Annotated in this window: 17 protein-coding genes; 2 read left to right on the forward strand and 15 right to left on the reverse strand. The window is 35.1% G+C overall.

Annotation, left to right across the window (positions count from 1 at the left end; all coding sequences use genetic code 11):
* Positions 1-318: 318 nt before the first annotated feature.
* From tnpA to ACU1LP_RS04370, 5 genes are all read right to left on the reverse strand, one after another.
* Positions 319-789 carry an IS200/IS605 family transposase gene (tnpA, locus tag ACU1LP_RS04350; protein WP_445731330.1) on the reverse strand — a complete coding sequence of 157 codons (471 nt, stop codon included), beginning with the start codon at positions 787-789 and terminating at the stop codon, positions 319-321.
* A gap of 356 nt (positions 790-1145) precedes the next feature.
* Positions 1146-1340, reverse strand: a complete 195-nt coding sequence (gene rpsU / locus ACU1LP_RS04355) for a 30S ribosomal protein S21 (RefSeq protein ID WP_445731331.1) — start codon at positions 1338-1340, stop codon at positions 1146-1148.
* Between the two features lie 28 nt (positions 1341-1368).
* Positions 1369-2232, reverse strand: a complete 864-nt coding sequence (locus ACU1LP_RS04360; RefSeq protein ID WP_445731332.1) for a sigma-70 family RNA polymerase sigma factor — start codon at positions 2230-2232, stop codon at positions 1369-1371.
* 112 nt (positions 2233-2344) lie between these two features.
* Complete coding sequence (locus ACU1LP_RS04365; protein WP_445735669.1) at positions 2345-5041, reverse strand: AsmA family protein; 2697 nt, start codon at positions 5039-5041, stop codon at positions 2345-2347.
* A gap of 78 nt (positions 5042-5119) precedes the next feature.
* A complete protein-coding gene (locus ACU1LP_RS04370; protein WP_445731621.1) occupies positions 5120-5824 on the reverse strand; it encodes a queuosine precursor transporter in 705 nt (234 codons plus the stop codon).
* 124 nt (positions 5825-5948) lie between these two features.
* On the opposite strand from ACU1LP_RS04370, the gene folK reads away from it, so the two are divergent.
* Positions 5949-7082: a 2-amino-4-hydroxy-6-hydroxymethyldihydropteridine diphosphokinase gene (gene folK, locus ACU1LP_RS04375; protein WP_445735714.1), complete on the forward strand. Its 1134-nt coding sequence runs from the start codon at positions 5949-5951 to the stop codon at positions 7080-7082.
* Between the two features lie 57 nt (positions 7083-7139).
* Here folK and ACU1LP_RS04380 read toward each other — a convergent pair whose 3' ends face one another.
* From ACU1LP_RS04380 to ACU1LP_RS04425, 10 genes are all read right to left on the reverse strand, one after another.
* Positions 7140-7505 carry a type II toxin-antitoxin system VapC family toxin gene (locus ACU1LP_RS04380; RefSeq protein WP_445731622.1) on the reverse strand — a complete coding sequence of 122 codons (366 nt, stop codon included), beginning with the start codon at positions 7503-7505 and terminating at the stop codon, positions 7140-7142.
* Positions 7495-7662 carry a hypothetical protein gene (locus ACU1LP_RS04385; RefSeq protein ID WP_445735670.1) on the reverse strand — a complete coding sequence of 56 codons (168 nt, stop codon included), beginning with the start codon at positions 7660-7662 and terminating at the stop codon, positions 7495-7497. The genes ACU1LP_RS04380 and ACU1LP_RS04385 overlap by 11 nt, the downstream gene beginning before the upstream one ends.
* A gap of 228 nt (positions 7663-7890) precedes the next feature.
* The gene (locus tag ACU1LP_RS04390) at positions 7891-8148 is read right to left on the reverse strand and encodes a Txe/YoeB family addiction module toxin (protein WP_445731623.1); all 258 of its coding nucleotides are present in this window, start codon (positions 8146-8148) and stop codon (positions 7891-7893) included.
* Entirely contained in the window at positions 8149-8403 is a 255-nt protein-coding gene (locus tag ACU1LP_RS04395; RefSeq protein WP_445731624.1) for a type II toxin-antitoxin system Phd/YefM family antitoxin, read from the reverse strand.
* 286 nt (positions 8404-8689) lie between these two features.
* A complete protein-coding gene (locus ACU1LP_RS04400; protein ID WP_445735671.1) occupies positions 8690-9631 on the reverse strand; it encodes a carboxylesterase family protein in 942 nt (313 codons plus the stop codon).
* 145 nt (positions 9632-9776) lie between these two features.
* The gene (locus ACU1LP_RS04405) at positions 9777-10436 is read right to left on the reverse strand and encodes a class I SAM-dependent methyltransferase (RefSeq protein WP_445735672.1); all 660 of its coding nucleotides are present in this window, start codon (positions 10434-10436) and stop codon (positions 9777-9779) included.
* Positions 10437-10452: 16 nt separating this feature from the next.
* Positions 10453-12630 (reverse strand): alpha-galactosidase, encoded by a 2178-nt coding sequence (locus ACU1LP_RS04410; protein WP_445735673.1) that lies wholly within the window; start codon positions 12628-12630, stop codon positions 10453-10455.
* Positions 12631-12855: 225 nt separating this feature from the next.
* Positions 12856-13392: an RNA methyltransferase gene (locus ACU1LP_RS04415; protein ID WP_445731628.1), complete on the reverse strand. Its 537-nt coding sequence runs from the start codon at positions 13390-13392 to the stop codon at positions 12856-12858.
* Positions 13393-13520: 128 nt separating this feature from the next.
* Positions 13521-13799 carry a HepT-like ribonuclease domain-containing protein gene (locus ACU1LP_RS04420; RefSeq protein ID WP_445731629.1) on the reverse strand — a complete coding sequence of 93 codons (279 nt, stop codon included), beginning with the start codon at positions 13797-13799 and terminating at the stop codon, positions 13521-13523.
* A complete protein-coding gene (locus ACU1LP_RS04425) occupies positions 13789-14094 on the reverse strand; it encodes a nucleotidyltransferase family protein (RefSeq protein WP_445735674.1) in 306 nt (101 codons plus the stop codon). The genes ACU1LP_RS04420 and ACU1LP_RS04425 overlap by 11 nt, the downstream gene beginning before the upstream one ends.
* Positions 14095-14418: 324 nt before the next feature.
* Here ACU1LP_RS04425 and mutS point away from each other — a divergent pair, with 324 nt between their 5' ends.
* A complete protein-coding gene (gene mutS, locus ACU1LP_RS04430) occupies positions 14419-17019 on the forward strand; it encodes a DNA mismatch repair protein MutS (RefSeq protein WP_445735675.1) in 2601 nt (866 codons plus the stop codon).
* Positions 17020-17038: the final 19 nt, after the last annotated feature.

A 17038-nucleotide genomic window follows, 5' to 3' on the forward strand; every position in this document is an offset into this window, starting at 1 on the left:
GAAAGTGAAAAGTCTTTAAAGCACTGGTTTTACTGACTTTTCAACTTTCTTTTCAACATTCGCTTGCGGATTTAAGGTAATATAAGAAAATCACGTTAGCGATTACTTATGGGTTTCTATTATAATAAATTGGAAATCTTGATTGCTCTGTATTTAAAGACTTTCTTCTTAGCTCAATATAAACTTGAAACACAACTAATTTGGGTAACTGAATGCCATCAGTTAAACTGTACCCTTATATTTTTTGAGGAAAATTTTGCCCGTAGGGCATAAAGTATTGTAGAAACAATAATATACATGCACAATACTCCGTAGGAGTTACACACCATCCATAAAATCGAAAAGAAACCTTTCATCATATTCCAATTCAAAATTTTTAAGAAATTGGATGTATTCTTCCCTAAATGACATTTTTTTATGGTGTTTTTCTTGATTGATTATATAATTGTAAACGGTATCTAATTGAGAACGTCCGTAGGTAAAGCTACCATAACCTTCTTGCCATGCAAATTTTCCGGGACATAATTTTTCCTTGTTGATGAACAGGGAAGAACTCCTTTTAATGGCATATACAGTATCTGATACGGATGTTGACGGATGTAGCCCTATAAGAATGTGGGCATGGTCTGCCACACCATTAACCACGATTGATTTGTGCTTCATTTCTGTAATAATACCACTCATATACTCAAATACCCTGCTTTGGATATTTTTGTGCAATAGGGCTTCGCGGTTTTTGACTGCAAATACAAATTGTACATACATTTGAGTAAAGGTTCCTGGTTTCATCTGGAGAGGTTTTATTTTGTGTATCCCCTACGGGAATCGTTTGTTGGTAAATATCCTATGATTACAATACTATAACCGCTATGCGGTAGGTTTACACAAATATAAAATGAAATTTCGATTTTATCAATTCACTCAATTACGAAGATTATCCCATTGGAAATAGAAAAATTATGCACTAAGTTATAACGTGAGGGTTATTGAATGTTAGAATGTGCGTTAGCGATTGAGGCGGCATCCTTTTTTGAGGTACGAAAAAAAGATATAGCTGAAAGCGCGACCCTTGCGGTAACGCCCAAAAAAAATCCCATCAACACTTTTGAAGTTAATGGGAATCTTTTATTTGTAACGTGTAACGTCTATATATCTTCTTGATCTCTTAAATTTTGGATATAAGAGGCTTTTTGGATTTCACGACGTCTCTTTACAGATGGTTTTGTGAAAAACTGGGCTTCTCTTAAATTTTGCATCACTTTAATATTACGGTGTTTCCGTTTATAGCGCTTTAAGGCGCGTTCTATATTTTCGCCTTCTTTAATGATGATTTTTAACATGTATGGGTTTTAATTGTTTGTTTTAGGATTATCCTAAATACGTTTTTAACACTTTGCTTTTTGAAGTATGGCGCAATCTACGAATACCTTTTTCTTTTATTTGTCTCACACGCTCGCGGGTCAATCCAAAGGCTTCGCCTATTTCTTCAAGGCTCATGGGTTGTGAGTTACTGATGCCATAATAATTCCGAATAACCTCTGCTTCTTTGTCCGATAACAAATTTAGTGCGCGGTTGATTTCAATATTTAACGAATCCTTCATCAAATTAACATCCGGACGCGGAGATTCACTGGCATTCACCACATCATAAAGTGTTGAGGTTTCGCCTTCCTTTAAAGGAGCATCCATAGAAACGTGTCTTCCAGAAATTTTCATGGACTGCTTCACGTCGCTGATTGTCAGATCTAAATTATTGGCAATTTCTTCGGCACTTGGTGGTCTTTCATGCGCTTGTTCCAAAAACGAATAGGCTTTGTTTATTTTATTGATGGAGCCTATTTTGTTCAAAGGTAATCTAACTATTCGGGATTGTTCCGCCAAAGCTTGAAGAATGGCTTGACGAATCCACCAAACAGCATACGATATAAATTTAAAACCTCTGGTTTCATCAAAACGTTTAGCTGCTTTTACTAAACCAGCATTGCCTTCGTTTATTAAATCGGGCAATGTTAAGCCTTGGTTTTGATATTGTTTTGAAACTGAAACTACAAAACGTAAGTTAGCGGTGGTGAGTTTATCTAGAGCTTCTTGATCTCCCTGCCTGATGCGTTGTGCTAATTCTACCTCCTCATCGGCTGTAATCAATCCTATTTTACTAATGTCTTGAAGATATTTGTCAAGTGACTTGGATTCTCTGTTGGTAACTTGTTTCGTAATCTTTAATTGCCTCATATATTATTTTTAAGTTATAGATTCTATAACCTACAACTTAACATTTTTATCGAGAAAACCTAATAAATATACTAGTTTCTTGCAAAAACACGCAAAAAAGGAGTTTTGTAGTCTATTTAACTGTGTCTTTTGCTTTTTTCTTACCACTTAATATGCCACCTAGTACATTTTTAACGGCCTCTTTAGCCGGGGTATTTGTTTTGGTTTTAGTAGAATCGGTTGTAGTGGTTGGTTTAGTGCCTTCAACAATACCACCAAGTACATCTTTTACAGTATTTTTTTGTGCCGTTGAGGTAGAGTCTTTTTTAGCTTTATTGCCAGATATTAAATCACCAAGCATCCCGCTTACTTTCTCTTTTCCTTGGTTAAGCAATTTTTGTTTTTGTATTTCAACCAATTGTTTGGTTAGGTTGGAAACACCGCTTGTTAAATCGGTTTTCACGTTCGGACTGGTAAATGTACCGCCAATAGTTGCCGTAATGGGAATGGTGATATTTTTTGTTGAAGCATCATCAATTTTAGCAATCAGGTTGTTTACTTCGTTACCTAAATATTTTGCGGGGATATTGAACACGGCACTATAAGCCATGGTTTTGTCAAAACCATGCGAACCGGCCACTTCAATATCGATATCTTGATATTTGATGCGGAACGGTTTAACGCTTACTTTCCCGTTATTGAATTCCAATTTTGTTTTTAAATCGTTTAAATTGATTTTTTTGAAGTCTATAAAACTTAAGGAATTACCTAATTTGTTCAATACCTCGGCATTTGATGGATTGATGGTGGACGATAGAACTTCGGCTAAAGCACCACCCGACAAGCTGCTTAAATTGGGCGTAAAATCATCAGTTAAATTACCTTTTAAATTTAGTGTGGTGTTTAGTTTTCCTTCTATAACCTTCATTAAGGGTGCTAAATTTTGGAACAGCTCCATGCCCTGAAACGATTTAGCAATATCAAAACCATTGATATTCAAATCCATATTAAAAGTGGGCGTATCGCTTTTGGTTGAAACCAGCCCCGAAACCGCCAACATACCATCAAATAAATTGGTGGTAAAATTTTGCAACTGTACCTGTTCATCTTTAATAATTAATGTGCCTTTGGCATTTTTAAGCTGTAAATTATCGTAAATAACGGTGTTGGCCTGTGCGTTTATGGTGCAATCCAAAAACGCAGGAATTTTTAAGGATTCCTTTTTGGCCGCTGGTTTTTTAGCTCCTGCTTTGTTTTCGGTAGTAGCTGGTGCTTCATCACTCATAAAGTCATTAACCGCAAAAGTATCCGAGTTCAAATTAAAGTTACCCTGCAAAGTTTTGTTGCTAAACATAAAACCCAACAGGTTTTTAATAGTTCCTGTAGCATTTAAATCGGTTTTACCGGTTTGGGCGTTAAAGCTGTTCAACGAAACGGTTTCCGGGTTGAATGTAATGGCAGCATCCGAGATTTGAAATGGATTTTTAAAACCTTCCGAAGTATATTTAAAATTGCTTAAACTCATGCTTCCGCTATTTTTGATGCGCTCGTAGGCATTTTTTTCAATGGCATCCATATCAAAAGCTGTATTTACTTTGGCTTTTAAAATACCACTGAGTTGTGTTTTTAGATCGACGGGATATACTTTGGCAATGTTCCCTAAATTGATAACCCCATCAATATCAGCGTTTACCAACATATTGCCCGTGATGTTTTTTAGGGTTGCAGACGATTTAAAAACATCTTGGTCAATCTTAAAATCCAATGTTTTTATGTCCACATACGTGTCTTCGGTTTTACCGGTCGTATTTTTAATTTCGGTATCAATAACGATGTTTTGAACACTTTTTGGTAAGGAAGGGTATTTAAACGAGGCGTTGTTAGATTTTATGCTGATGTCCAATGTTGGAATGGTTTCGTCGGTAACCATGCCTTTTATAACCCCTTTCACTTTAAAATCGCCCGTAGTTTCAACGTTTTCTATGTTTTTGGAATAGGTTTCGGGTATCACCGCTAAAAAGTTTTTAAAGGAAGATTCGGGGTTTTCAAACGTAATATCCACTTCTTGGCCAGCTTCGAGCATTTGCACAAAGCCATCAAATTTTATAGGCAATTGATTGATGAATCCTTTATTTTCCTTAAAAGTATATTTACTGTTTTCTAGATCCAAGCCAATTAAAGCATCCAGTTTTATGGGGTTGTTGTTTAAATAGTTGGTGCTATCCATGGTGAAACTTACCTTGGCATTGGTTTTGGTGTCCAGTTCCGATTTTTCAGCTGAAAATGTTCCTTTGCCTTCATGGTTGAATTCGGAAATTTTAAAATACAATTTAGATTCGTCACTTAAATAATTGATGGTACTGTTTTTTATTTGATACTCTTTAATGTCGAAAGCGAAACTGCCAGATTCAGTAGGAGCGTTATCTTTTTCTTTGGTAATATCATAATTGGTAGCACCGGACACATTGGTTTTTAAATTCAGCAATACTTGATCGGCATAAATGGAATTGACCACAATGGGGTCGTCCGCTTTTTTGAACAACTCTTTGATAGACATGGTAAAGGCAATGCTTTTAGCACTCACCAAAGTATCGTTTTTAAAAGGCTCAAAATTGGTAATCGCCAAATCGCTTACACTAACCTGCGCTTGTGGAAAACTTTTTATAAAACTTAAATCCACCTCGCTAAAATCCACTTGGGCATTTAGGTTTTCGTTGATGAAGCGTTTTACAATGTCCTTAATTTGCGATTGGAATATAAAAGGAGCAGCAACTAAAAGTGCTACAATAATAAGGAGGGAAATTCCGGTAATTTTAAGTGCTTTTTTCATAGATGGGGTTATAGTAGATTGGAACAAAAATAACGAAAAGGTTGGCGCAAAGCCAAAATTTAGTAAAGATTTATAGCTTTAAATAAGCTCAATTTCTTCATTTGCTTTTAGTTTGAAGCGTTTTTTAAACAAATAGACGCCTAAATATAAAAATGGCGTATCTAATAAAGCAATGAGGGCTTTAAAGATGAAACCTGCAACGAGCAAGCCTTTAAATTTGCTCCATTCAATAATGCCAAACCAGCACAATAACAATAAAATGGTTAAAGTATCTACAAATTGTGATGAAAACGTAGAGAAATTATTGCGCAGCCACAGGTGTTTGCCTTTGGTGGCTCGTTTCCAGAAATGGTAAATTTGAATATCGACAAACTGTGCGAACAAATAAGCCATCATACTCGCAAAAACCGCTAATACGGTATTTCCAAACACGGTTGAAAACAAACCGTCATTTACTGGAGACCAACTGGTGGCAGGAACAAAGTTGGATACAAATACTATTAAAAGTGAAAACAGTGAGGCAAAAATACCAACCACCACAATATCGTTCGCACGTTTTTTACCATAAATCTCGCTTATTAAATCGGTTATTAAAAAGGTAACGGGGTACGGTAAAATGCCAACGGAAAGCTCAAAAAGTTTGGCCCCAAAAATTTCAAGATGAAATGGATACCAATAAAAAAACTTCTGAAAAATTAAATTGGAGACTACCAGCGAAGTTATAAACAAAGCGCCAAGAACCATGTAAATGCGTTGTGCAGCAAGTTTGTCTTGTAAGGTCATTTGCGGTTTTTGGTCATTTCGAGTGATGCGACATTAGGAGCATGGTATCGAGAATTATTTGTGAACAAATCTTTTCTGTAAATATAAAGGAATAAAATTTGTTTTACTTATTTTGCCGTTACTTATGGTTACTGCACAAACGTATTACATAGCATTAGGGAGCAACAAAGGGGACAAGTTCAAAAACCTTCAAGATGCCATTGATTTCATCCATGTTAGAATTGGGACTATCACACGCATTTCCAAAGTGTATAAATCACCAGCTTTTGGTTTTATAAGCGACGATTTTTTAAATGCCTGTTTGGTTTTGGAAAGTCATTTGGAACCCGAAAACGTATTACAGGAATTATTGGCCATTGAAACGGATTTAGGGCGCGTTCGCACCAAAAGAGACACTTATGAAGCGCGCACCATCGATTTGGATATTATTTTGCTTGAAGATGGTGTGGTCAATACCGAAACCTTGCAAGTGCCACATCCAGAAATGCAAAACCGTAGATTTGTGTTATTGCCTTTAAACGATATCGCTCCGAAAATAAAACACCCAAAACTACATAAAGAAGTCGCTTTTTTATTAGAAGGATGTGTTGATGACAGCGTTTTAGAACCCATAAATATCTGGTTGAAAAACCCAAGTAAAGGCTATGATTTTTCTAAATATAATTTTATTGCCATTGAAGGCAATATTGGCGCTGGAAAAACCAGTTTAGCCACTAAAATTGCCCACGATTTTAATGCGAAACTTATACTGGAACGGTTTGCAGACAATCCGTTTTTACCCAAGTTTTATAACGATGCAGCGCGATATGCCTTTCCGTTGGAAATGTCTTTTCTTGCCGATAGGTACCAGCAAATTTCTGACGATTTATCGCAGCTTGATTTGTTTAAGGATTTTATGGTGAGCGATTATGATGTGTTTAAATCGCTCATATTCTCGAAAATTACCTTACAGGAAGACGAGTTTAAACTCTATAGAAAACTCTTTTATTTAATGTATAAAGATTTACGAAAGCCCGATCTGTACATTTATCTATATCAAAACACCGCACGTTTGCAAGAAAATATTAAAAAACGTGGCCGTGATTACGAACAGAATATCGACAACGACTATCTTGAAAAAATAAACTCCGGTTATTTAGAGTTTTTAAAAACCCAAACGGATTTTAATGTAAAAATCATTGATATTTCCAATAAGGATTTTATGGATGATAGAAGTGACTATTTATGGGTTTTGGAAGAAGTTTGTGGGAGGAAGTGAGTTTTTGAAAATGATACCGCGACTAAGACAAGCATAACGGTAGCGGAAGCATAAAATTTAAAAGGCAATCAATATTAAATCTATTTCATCAATTTTCGAATATCCTTTATCGGCGGTTACAAGTGGAATTCCATAAACTAATGAAGTAGCAGCAATTATAGCGTCGGGTAATTTTACATTATATTTTTTTCTCAACTCAATAGTTTGTTCCTTAATTTTTGTGTTCCATTCAATATTAAAACAATCTTTTATTAATTCTTTTAATTTAGCTTCTTCTGTCCTTGAAATTCCTTTAAAACCAAGTAGCTCTACTTCGGATATGAATGATATTCCAAAATTATAATCCAAAAAAGGGGCAACAATGGGGTTTCCTTCAAGTACATAAACTAAAAAATTAGTGTCTGCAATAAAATCAATCTTCATTTAATCGAATTTCAATTTGATATTTTAAACCATCTAAATTTCTTTTTAGTTTCCCATGATGTTTAGCTAAATTTCCCTTTTTAGGTTTTTTTTTAAGTTTTTCCGTTAAAAGTTTTGCGATATTTTTGGAATTTGATTTGTCTATTACTAAAGTCATAATTTTTATCTTTAGAATTATCTATCAAACAAATATAGTGGAATTAAGTAATAAATGCAATTGATACATTACAGTTAAAACCCAAACCGACTTTAACGTAAAAATCATTGATATTTCCAATAAGGATTTTATGGAGGATAGAAGTGATTATTTGTGGGTTTTGAGGGAGGTTTGTGGGGAGTGAGTTTTGGGTTGCGCTTATCGTCTCGTTTGGTAACAGTGCTTTTTTCAGTTATAATGAAATCTGCATTTTGCAATTAGTATCTCACCTTCTTTATATTGGTAAATCAGTCTATGTTCACTATCAATTCGCCTTGACCAAAATCCAGCGTATTTGTGTTTTAAAGGTTCTGGTTTTCCAATTCCATCAAAAGGGTTTCGAGCAATGTCTTTCAGAAGTTCATTTATTTTCTTGAGTTTTTTCTTGTCCGTTTTTTGCCAATACAAATAATCTTCCCAAGACTCGTCAACGAATACATATTTCATTCAATTTTCGATTAAGTCTTTATTGAAAGTTACTCCATTCTTTAGTTTGTCAATCGCCGAATCTAATCTTAATTCGTTTTTTCGTGAGGATAATTCGTGATTTGTAGCCATTAATGAATTATACTCTTGCAAAGACATAACTACAATTCCGGAATCTTTTCCTCGATTTATAATCAAAGTCTCAAAGTTTTTTACAACTCTGTCCAAGTAAGTCTTAATGTCTTTCCTAAAATCAGAAACAGTTGTTATTTGCATAATATTGTATTTAATAAAGTACAAATATATGTACAAAATATGATTCATACAAATTTTTGTCGTATTGTTTCCGACTTTTAAGATATGGTTGTGTTTTAATGAACTATAATGTTTGATACTGAAACAAATTCAGCACATATAAACAAAGTTATATATTTTAAATTAGGAATCAAACTAAATTGTATAAAAAAACTTTCAATACAACACGTTTTTGTCCTTGTCAAAAAAGTTTTTTATTCCTATAAACCGCAATAAATATTTGAGAGAAATCGAATTTTTAGAATTTTCACATCTGATTTTTAAAGAAACTGGAAAGGTTTTTAGCGGCTTCTTCCCATTTACCGGGTTGGCTAAAACCGTGGTCAGACCCCATAACCACCACATATTGGTTTGCTACTTGTTTGTTATTTAGCAAATCTCTATAAGCGATGTATTTTTCTTCGCTATCAACGTTTCCGCCACCAGTGTTGTTGTTTTCAGGCAGTATGTTTATGGTAGGTTTCGGATTCTCATTGTTGAAAGTAACCCAATATGGGCTTTTTGCCATATATGCCAGTTTATTTTCATTAATGGGTTCTGCACCTATTGTCCGATAGAGAAGTTCTACAACTTTAGGATCTAACAGATCAAATTCCGATTCGTCGGTAAAGCCAAAATCCAAGGCTCCAGCTAGGTTGCCCACCGCCTTAATTTGCCCATCGTTGTTGAAGTCGCTATGGGTGTATAGCAATGCTAATGTAGCGCCGGCACTATGCCCAAACATGGCCCATTTAGTTTGGCTTACGTTCCACTTTTTGCTTTTATTCAATGCAAAATCAATGGCCAGCCGAATGTCCTGAAGCTGTTGTAAAATTGTTATGTCACTGGGTTGATGTATAATTGGTTCTTGAAAAAGGCCCGTAGTATCAACCAATCTATAGGTCATATTAATAACGGCAAACCCATTTTCCACCAGTTTTTTTACGGGTATGTTGATGTCTTCTTTTACTCCGGTAAAAAAACCTCCACCGTGTATGGCAACCACAACTTTGGTCTGGGACGTTCGGTTTTCGGGCAAATACACGTCCATTTTGTGGCGTTCATTGGTACCATAGGATACGTTTAGTTGTTCTGAATATTCCCGTTCAGGTATAAGAGGTTCATTGTTGCCATCATTGCTGCAACTTATTAAAGCAACGCATATAAAAAGGACAAAAGATTTTATTAGAATTCGATTTATATTTTCCACAGTAGATTGTTTTAAGTTATTTAAACGACATTTTATGGCATTTTTATATATGGACAAAGGTTTTTTTAATAGAAATGGCTTGAAATAAAAATACAAATAAATTTTGAGATGGCTTTAAATGGTTTGATTTTGATAAGAATACTACTTAAAACACTTCAAACAACGTTGTTACAATACGCCCTTTGCTATTTTCTAAAATATACTCAGCAAGTCGTTTTTGGCCCTTGATCTTTAAATTAAAAGGAGCTTCCAATATGTTAACACCACTGTTTTGTTTTAGCCGAATGCCTTGCCCCGAAATAATATCTTTGTTGGGAACAAAGTCGCCCAACGGAATGTGTTCCGTTAGAATAATATATTTATAAGCAGCTATTTTTTTTATGACTTTTTCTATGTCTTTATTAGATAAATGTTGTAAAACCTGTCTTAATATAATGCAGTCTCCAAACGGAAGATTATCTTCAATAATATCCAAACACTGAAACTCTAAGTGGTCTGCTTTGTATAAATTTTTGTTTCTAATTATAAGATTTTCAACAATATCTATGGCGATATATTTTTTGGCGTATTCAGTAAGGTGTTTTCCAACATTAAAATCGCCACAACCTAAATCACAGACTACCAAGTTGTTATTGTGGGATTCTAAAAAGGAAATGAGCACTTTTAAATAGGGGTCTATAATTTCCGGATCATGCGAACCGCTTCCAGAATAAAAACCGAATGCTGCACCACCCCAAAGACTCTTTTCATAAATCTGGGTCATCACATCTTTGGTAGGCCAGGGTTTCTTTGGTTTTTTTGCCACCTATTTTTAGGTTAATCTATTTCGCGGTTAAATGAAGTATAACGCTATCATATTCATTTGATAAATTGAGTTTTACTCCGGTATTCATTAAGAAACTGCCCGAGAACGTTTTGTCGTCTGCCCCAAAGACTTTTCTCTCAGCATATTTGTTTATTTCATTTATGGTGTAGTTAGTAGTGGGGTCGAGCCCTTGAAATTTAAAATAGGGAAGCGTTTCCTTTACTTGTTTTTCCAGATAATAAGCAAAGAACACGGCGTTTTTCTTTTGTTCATCCACATAAATGAGTGAAGCCAATCTTTTATTTTGATAAGGGGAAACAATGCGATAAAGATCCCCGAACTGAATAATAGGCCTGATGTCTTTATAGACACTAATTGCAGCTTTTGAAAAGGCCTTTTCTTCGTCTGTCATATTTTTGGGTTGTAATTCCAGGCCTAAGCGGCCGGTCATCGCAACATCAAAGCGGAATTTAATAGGGATTTCTCTTTTTGTTTGATGGTTGGGAGAAGCACTTACATGAGAAGCCATGGTAATTGCGGGAAAAACATGCGACATTCCCCACTGTATATAAATACGTTGGAGCGCATCGGTATTATCGCTAGGCCAAAATTCACTAAAGTATTGCAGGAAGCCATAATTTGTGCGCCCCCCGCCACTTGCACAGGCTTGCATAATAATATTTGGGTGTTTTTCGCGCAGACGCTTCAGTACACTTTGCAATCCTGAATGATAATCAATATATAAATGGGATTGTTTCTCTTTTGAAAGATAGGTGGATCCGTAATTTGAAATAGCGGCATTGGCATCCCATTTAATATAGTCGATATGTGGATTTTTATTTAACAAATCGTTCACGGTATTGAAAACAAAATCTTGCACCTTCGGGTTGGATAAGTCCAGAACAACTTGCGTTTTTCCTCTGCCTTTTACAAGTTCTCTGCCAGCATTCTGTAACACCCAATCTGGATGGTTTTCATACAGTTCACTAGAAGTATTTGCCATTTCAGGCTCTACCCAAATCCCGAATTTAATGCCACGGTTTTCCGATTCGTCAATCAGTTTTTCAATGCCATTTGGGAGTTTCTTTTTAGAAACCTGCCAGTCGCCAAGACCCTGATCTGCTTTGTCTCTTGAGTATTTGTTGCCAAACCATCCATCATCCAATACAAAAAGTTCCCCGCCAATACTGGCAGTATCGTCAATGAGATCGATAATTTTATCCTCATTAAAGTCAAAATAAACACCTTCCCAGCTGTTAAGGAGGATTTTGCGTTCCTCACCGCCCCCAACCATTTTATATTTTCGGGCATAGCGGTGCAAGTTGCGACTGGCTTGTCCTTTACCTTCATTACTATATGTAAGGATTAAAGCAGGAGTGATGAATTTTTTCCCTTTATCCAAGGTGTATTCTGAAGCATAATTATTAATACCGGCTGTTATATTTATTGTTGAAAACTCATCGTGCGCAAATGAGATGTCGAAGTTGCCAGTCCAAGCTAAAGCGCCTGCAATAACATCGCCCTTGTTTTCAGAAAGTGCACTGCCTAGGCCTAGAAAAAACGACGCATTATCCTTGGTTGAACTTCGAATGCCTTCTTTGCTTTCAATGGAAAACTTACCACGTTTCAATTGGAACTCCTCCATGGTAAATTCAGTTCCCCAGTTGCCATGAAAATGCGAGATATAGGTAGTGGGTTCTTTAAATGCTAAATAAGCAGATGCATAATTAAATAGGGTTACGCTATTTTTTTCAGTATGTGAAATTTCGGTCCACATTTCAATAACATCCTCAGCTTTGAATGTTTTGTATTTTATATCGACATAAAATGGATAGATTTCATCTTTTAAGTGGATGGTGGTTAAGTCCACATTCGTATCCATATCATAAACCTCATGCGATTGGTATTTTAGCACCAAGGTTAAATCGAGGTTGGCATGTTTGGCTCTAATGGCAATTGTTTTATCAGGACGAATGCCAAATGCTGGATATGCATCGGCACCGGTATTTGTATTGGTATTGAAAAGATCATCAATTCTGTTCAGTTTTTTGCCATAATATTCAAAAGTCAAATTTTTATCGGCATCAACTTTTAAAATAATCTGAGTGGAATTGGTATTGACCAAAATATTTTCTTGGGATTTAGAGGTAAAAGTACCTGACAAAAATAATAGTAGAATAATAGCTTTTTTCATTTTTTTTCTAATTATTTTGATTGAACCTTAGATAAATGGGTCCGTTTCTTAAATGATTTATCCACGGATAAGCGAAGTTAATTTTTTTAAGTTTAAAATGAAGCTGAATTGTTTGTAAAAATCAATAAAACTGTCATTCCTGCAAAGATAGAAACCCACATTTAGTTTCAATTATCAATAGATTCCTGCCTTTGCAGGAATGACAAAACAAAAAACTTCGTATTTTTAACTTTTTACATTTAGCTTAGAAAAAACATCCCAAACAACGATCCCGCAACTCACCGAAATATTCAATGAATGCTTTGTGCCATATTGTGGAATTTCCAATACCACGTCGCTTGCCGAAACCACATTTTGGGCAACGCCTTTTACTTCGTTGCCAAAAACCAGGGCGTAAGTTGTTTGTTGTTTAGGTGTAAAGTTGTTGAGCATCATAGCATTTTCAGCTTGTTCAACTGAGCATACTTTTATGTTTTCAGCTTTTAGTTTTTCAATTAAATCCATCGTGTTTTCAGCATATTCCCAATCCACGGTCTCGGTACTTCCCAATGCTGTTTTATGGATGTCTTTGTGTGGTGGTGTTGCCGTAATACCACAGAGATAGATTTTTTCAATTAAAAAAGCATCACTGGTGCGGAATACCGAACCGATATTGTTCAGGCTTCTAATATTATCCAAAACAATAATGATGGGCGTTTTAGTAACCGATTTAAAATCGTCGACACTCAATCGGTCCAGTTCACTGTTTTTTAGTTTTCGCAAGTTTTAGATGCTTGTTTAGTTTAGTCAGTATTGTTTTTCGGACATAGAAAAATCAACTTGAAATTATTTTGTAGCATTACTTATTAATGTATCAACTTGTTCTTTGAGCTTAGGCAAATCTTTCGAGATTATCCCCAGATAATCACGTTGTCCACCTTATCATAACCATGTATTACCCAATTTCTCAAATCAACAATACGTCTTGAGTTTGAAATATCAATAGTGTCATCAAATTTTAAAATCCTGTTAATAGCTTCTCCAATAATTTCTAATTCTCTTTCAATACCTCTTCTTAGTAGTTTGTTAGATTTGTAAACACCAAAGTCTTGTTTACTACCCAAGTAATCATAAATTGAATTTATTGATTCTTGCACATCAAGCAAATATTTTAAAATTTCACGCTGCATAAAGTAATTGTTTAGTTTCCTCAATACTTTCGATTAAATAGGGGTTTGATAAGGAGTTTTCAGTCAATAAATCGATTTTGCGATTAAATAATTCTTTTAATTTATGGTGTAATTCAAAATAATTATCTGTATATTTTTCAATTGAAATGTCTTTAAATGAAATTAATATATCAATATCACTTGTATCTTTAAATTTATCTGTGCAAACAGAGCCAAAAACGTGCATAGTCTTGACATCATAAGCCCGACAAAGTTTTTTTAAATCCTCTAATCTATCATTTATTAAGCCCTGCATTGTTATTTCATTTATTTCAAAGATAATATAATAAAGAAAATCTATTCATGCAACCTACGTTTATTGAAACGTATTTATTGATTTAAATTCTGGCAATAATAAAGAATGATAAGCTCGATGGGCAATTTCGTTGAAAATTATTCGTGTATTCATGGCAATATTTCAATATATAATTGTGAATAATTATCTATAACTTCTAAAATTTCAGGTTCAAAAAAAATAGAAAATTAGTTACATTAGCAAACTTACTAATTTTTATAAAACAGCAAAACTTTTACCACGCCCGAGTAAGAGTCCCCTTTTGGGGGTTAGGGGGCCAAAACTATGAAAAAAGTAACACCCTTAATGAAACAGTACAATGCCATAAAGGTAAAGTATCCCGATGCTTTATTATTGTTTCGTGTGGGCGATTTTTATGAAACCTTTGGTGCTGATGCTATTAAAACGGCAGGTATTTTAGGCATTATTTTAACCAAACGCGGTGCTGGTAGCGAGAGTGAAATTGAGTTGGCAGGGTTTCCGCACCATTCCTTAAACACCTATTTGCCCAAATTGGTAAAAGCGGGCGAGCGTGTTGCTATTTGCGATCAATTGGAAGACCCAAAGCTTACCAAAGACATCGTAAAACGTGGTGTTACCGAATTGGTAACGCCTGGTGTGGCGTTAAATGATGAGGTATTGGTGTCTAAATCCAACAATTTTTTATGTTCGGTACATTTCGATAAAAAATATATAGGCGTGTCTTTTTTGGATATTTCAACAGGCGAGTTTTTAACGTCTCAAGGAAATGTGGAGTACATTGATAAGTTGCTTCAAAATTTCAGTCCGAGTGAAGTGCTTGTTTCCAAACGAAACCGCAGCACTTTTAATGATACTTTCGGCAAAGACTTTCATACATTTTATATGGAAGAGTGGGTATATCAAACCGATTATGCTTACGAAACCCTGATTAAACATTTCGACACAAAAACACTTAAAGGGTTTGGAATTGAAGATTTATATGAAGGCATTATTGCATCAGGTTCCATTCTTCATTATTTGGGCGAAACGCAACATAGAAAGTTACAGCATATTGCCTCTATTTCAAGAATTGCCGAGGACGCTTATGTGTGGATGGATAAGTTCACCATCAGGAATTTAGAGCTTTACAATTCTACCAACAACAATGCGGTAACGCTGTTGCATATTATTGATAAAACCATTTCGCCCATGGGCGGGCGTATGTTAAAACGTTGGTTGGCACTGCCGTTAAAGAACGTCGATAAAATAAAACAGCGTCATGAAGTAGTCGATTTTTTTACCATTGAAACGGCGACGCATCAAAAAATCCAAAATCACATCAAGCATATTGGTGATTTAGAACGCCTAATTTCTAAAGTGGCAACGGGGAAAGTAAATCCGCGTGAGGTCATTCAACTTAAAAACTCTTTAGAAGCTATTGTTCCTATAAAATCGTTGGCTTCAAATTGTAAAAATGAATCGCTTAAAATTATTGGCGATACGTTACAAGGATGCGATGTGCTTCGAGAGAAAATCAAGGAAATGCTTAACGAAGATGCACCCGTTAATGTGTTAAAAGGAAAATCTATTGCGACTGGATTTTCTTCGGAATTGGATGAATTACGGGGTTTATCAAAATCCGGGAAAGATTATTTGGACAAAATGCTGCAACGCGAAAGCGAGCGAACGGGCATTACTTCTTTAAAAATTGATTCCAACAACGTTTTTGGCTATTATATTGAAGTGAGGAATACCCATAAAGATAAAGTGCCGGAAGCATGGGTAAGAAAGCAAACTTTAGTAAATGCAGAACGTTATATTACCGAGGAATTAAAGGAATATGAAGCCAAAATATTAGGGGCTGAAGATCGGATTTTAACTATAGAACAACAGTTGTTTTCGGAATTGGTAGGTTGGTTGAATCAATATATAAAACCAGTACAGCAAAATGCCTATTTAATTGGACAATTGGATTGTTTGTGTGGGTTTGCACAGTTGGCAAACGAGAATAACTATGTATATCCAACCATCGATGATTCATTCGACTTGGATATTAAAGAGGGTCGCCACCCCGTTATTGAAAAGCAATTGCCTATTGGGGAACCATATATTTCCAATAATGTTTTTTTAGATAGAGAAACGCAGCAAATCATCATGATTACTGGACCAAATATGTCTGGTAAATCGGCTATTTTACGTCAAACCGCACTCATGGTTTTGTTGGCTCAAATAGGAAGTTTTGTGCCTGCAAAAGCAGCCAGAATTGGATTGGTTGATAAAATTTTCACTAGAGTAGGAGCCAGTGATAATATCTCGATGGGCGAATCTACTTTTATGGTAGAAATGAATGAAACCGCTTCCATATTAAATAATATTTCCGATAGAAGTTTGGTGTTGCTGGATGAAATTGGTCGTGGTACCAGTACCTATGATGGTATTTCAATAGCTTGGGCTATTAGTGAGTATTTGCATGAACATCCAGCAAAACCAAAAACCTTATTTGCTACGCATTATCATGAACTTAATGAAATGACCGAAACCTTTAATCGTATTAAAAATTTTAATGTATCTGTGAAGGAACTTAAAGATAATGTACTTTTTTTAAGAAAATTGGTTGCCGGCGGAAGTGCCCATAGTTTTGGTATTCATGTGGCTAAAATGGCAGGTATGCCACAACAAGTATTGCATAGAGCGAATCAGATTTTAAAGAAATTAGAAAAGTCGCATTCCAGTGAGGAATTAACTGATAATGTAAAATCACTAAAAGATGAGATGCAATTAAGTTTCTTCAATTTAGATGATCCTTTGCTTGAAAATATAAAAGAAGAGATTTTACATATTGATATTGATACACTTACGCCCGTAGAAGCACTCATGAAGCTTAACGAAATTAAGCGCATGTTGGTTAAGAAAAAAAGAGCATAAAATAAATTTTATTTAATTT

This window comes from Mariniflexile sp. (genome assembly GCF_052728615.1).

What these genes read in the sequence shown, in the direction of transcription:
- tnpA (WP_445731330.1), bottom strand. Translation starts at nt 789, where the DNA reads ATGAAACCAGGAACCTTTACTCAAATGTATGTACAATTTGTATTTGCA.
- rpsU (WP_445731331.1), bottom strand. Translation starts at nt 1,340, where the DNA reads ATGTTAAAAATCATCATTAAAGAAGGCGAAAATATAGAACGCGCCTTA.
- ACU1LP_RS04360 (WP_445731332.1), bottom strand. Translation starts at nt 2,232, where the DNA reads ATGAGGCAATTAAAGATTACGAAACAAGTTACCAACAGAGAATCCAAG.
- ACU1LP_RS04365 (WP_445735669.1), bottom strand. Translation starts at nt 5,041, where the DNA reads ATGAAAAAAGCACTTAAAATTACCGGAATTTCCCTCCTTATTATTGTA.
- ACU1LP_RS04370 (WP_445731621.1), bottom strand. Translation starts at nt 5,824, where the DNA reads ATGACCTTACAAGACAAACTTGCTGCACAACGCATTTACATGGTTCTT.
- folK (WP_445735714.1), top strand. Translation starts at nt 5,949, where the DNA reads ATGGTTACTGCACAAACGTATTACATAGCATTAGGGAGCAACAAAGGG.
- ACU1LP_RS04380 (WP_445731622.1), bottom strand. Translation starts at nt 7,505, where the DNA reads ATGAAGATTGATTTTATTGCAGACACTAATTTTTTAGTTTATGTACTT.
- ACU1LP_RS04385 (WP_445735670.1), bottom strand. Translation starts at nt 7,662, where the DNA reads ATGACTTTAGTAATAGACAAATCAAATTCCAAAAATATCGCAAAACTT.
- ACU1LP_RS04390 (WP_445731623.1), bottom strand. Translation starts at nt 8,148, where the DNA reads ATGAAATATGTATTCGTTGACGAGTCTTGGGAAGATTATTTGTATTGG.
- ACU1LP_RS04395 (WP_445731624.1), bottom strand. Translation starts at nt 8,403, where the DNA reads ATGCAAATAACAACTGTTTCTGATTTTAGGAAAGACATTAAGACTTAC.
- ACU1LP_RS04410 (WP_445735673.1), bottom strand. Translation starts at nt 12,630, where the DNA reads ATGAAAAAAGCTATTATTCTACTATTATTTTTGTCAGGTACTTTTACC.
- ACU1LP_RS04420 (WP_445731629.1), bottom strand. Translation starts at nt 13,799, where the DNA reads ATGCAGCGTGAAATTTTAAAATATTTGCTTGATGTGCAAGAATCAATA.
- ACU1LP_RS04425 (WP_445735674.1), bottom strand. Translation starts at nt 14,094, where the DNA reads ATGCAGGGCTTAATAAATGATAGATTAGAGGATTTAAAAAAACTTTGT.
- mutS (WP_445735675.1), top strand. Translation starts at nt 14,419, where the DNA reads ATGAAAAAAGTAACACCCTTAATGAAACAGTACAATGCCATAAAGGTA.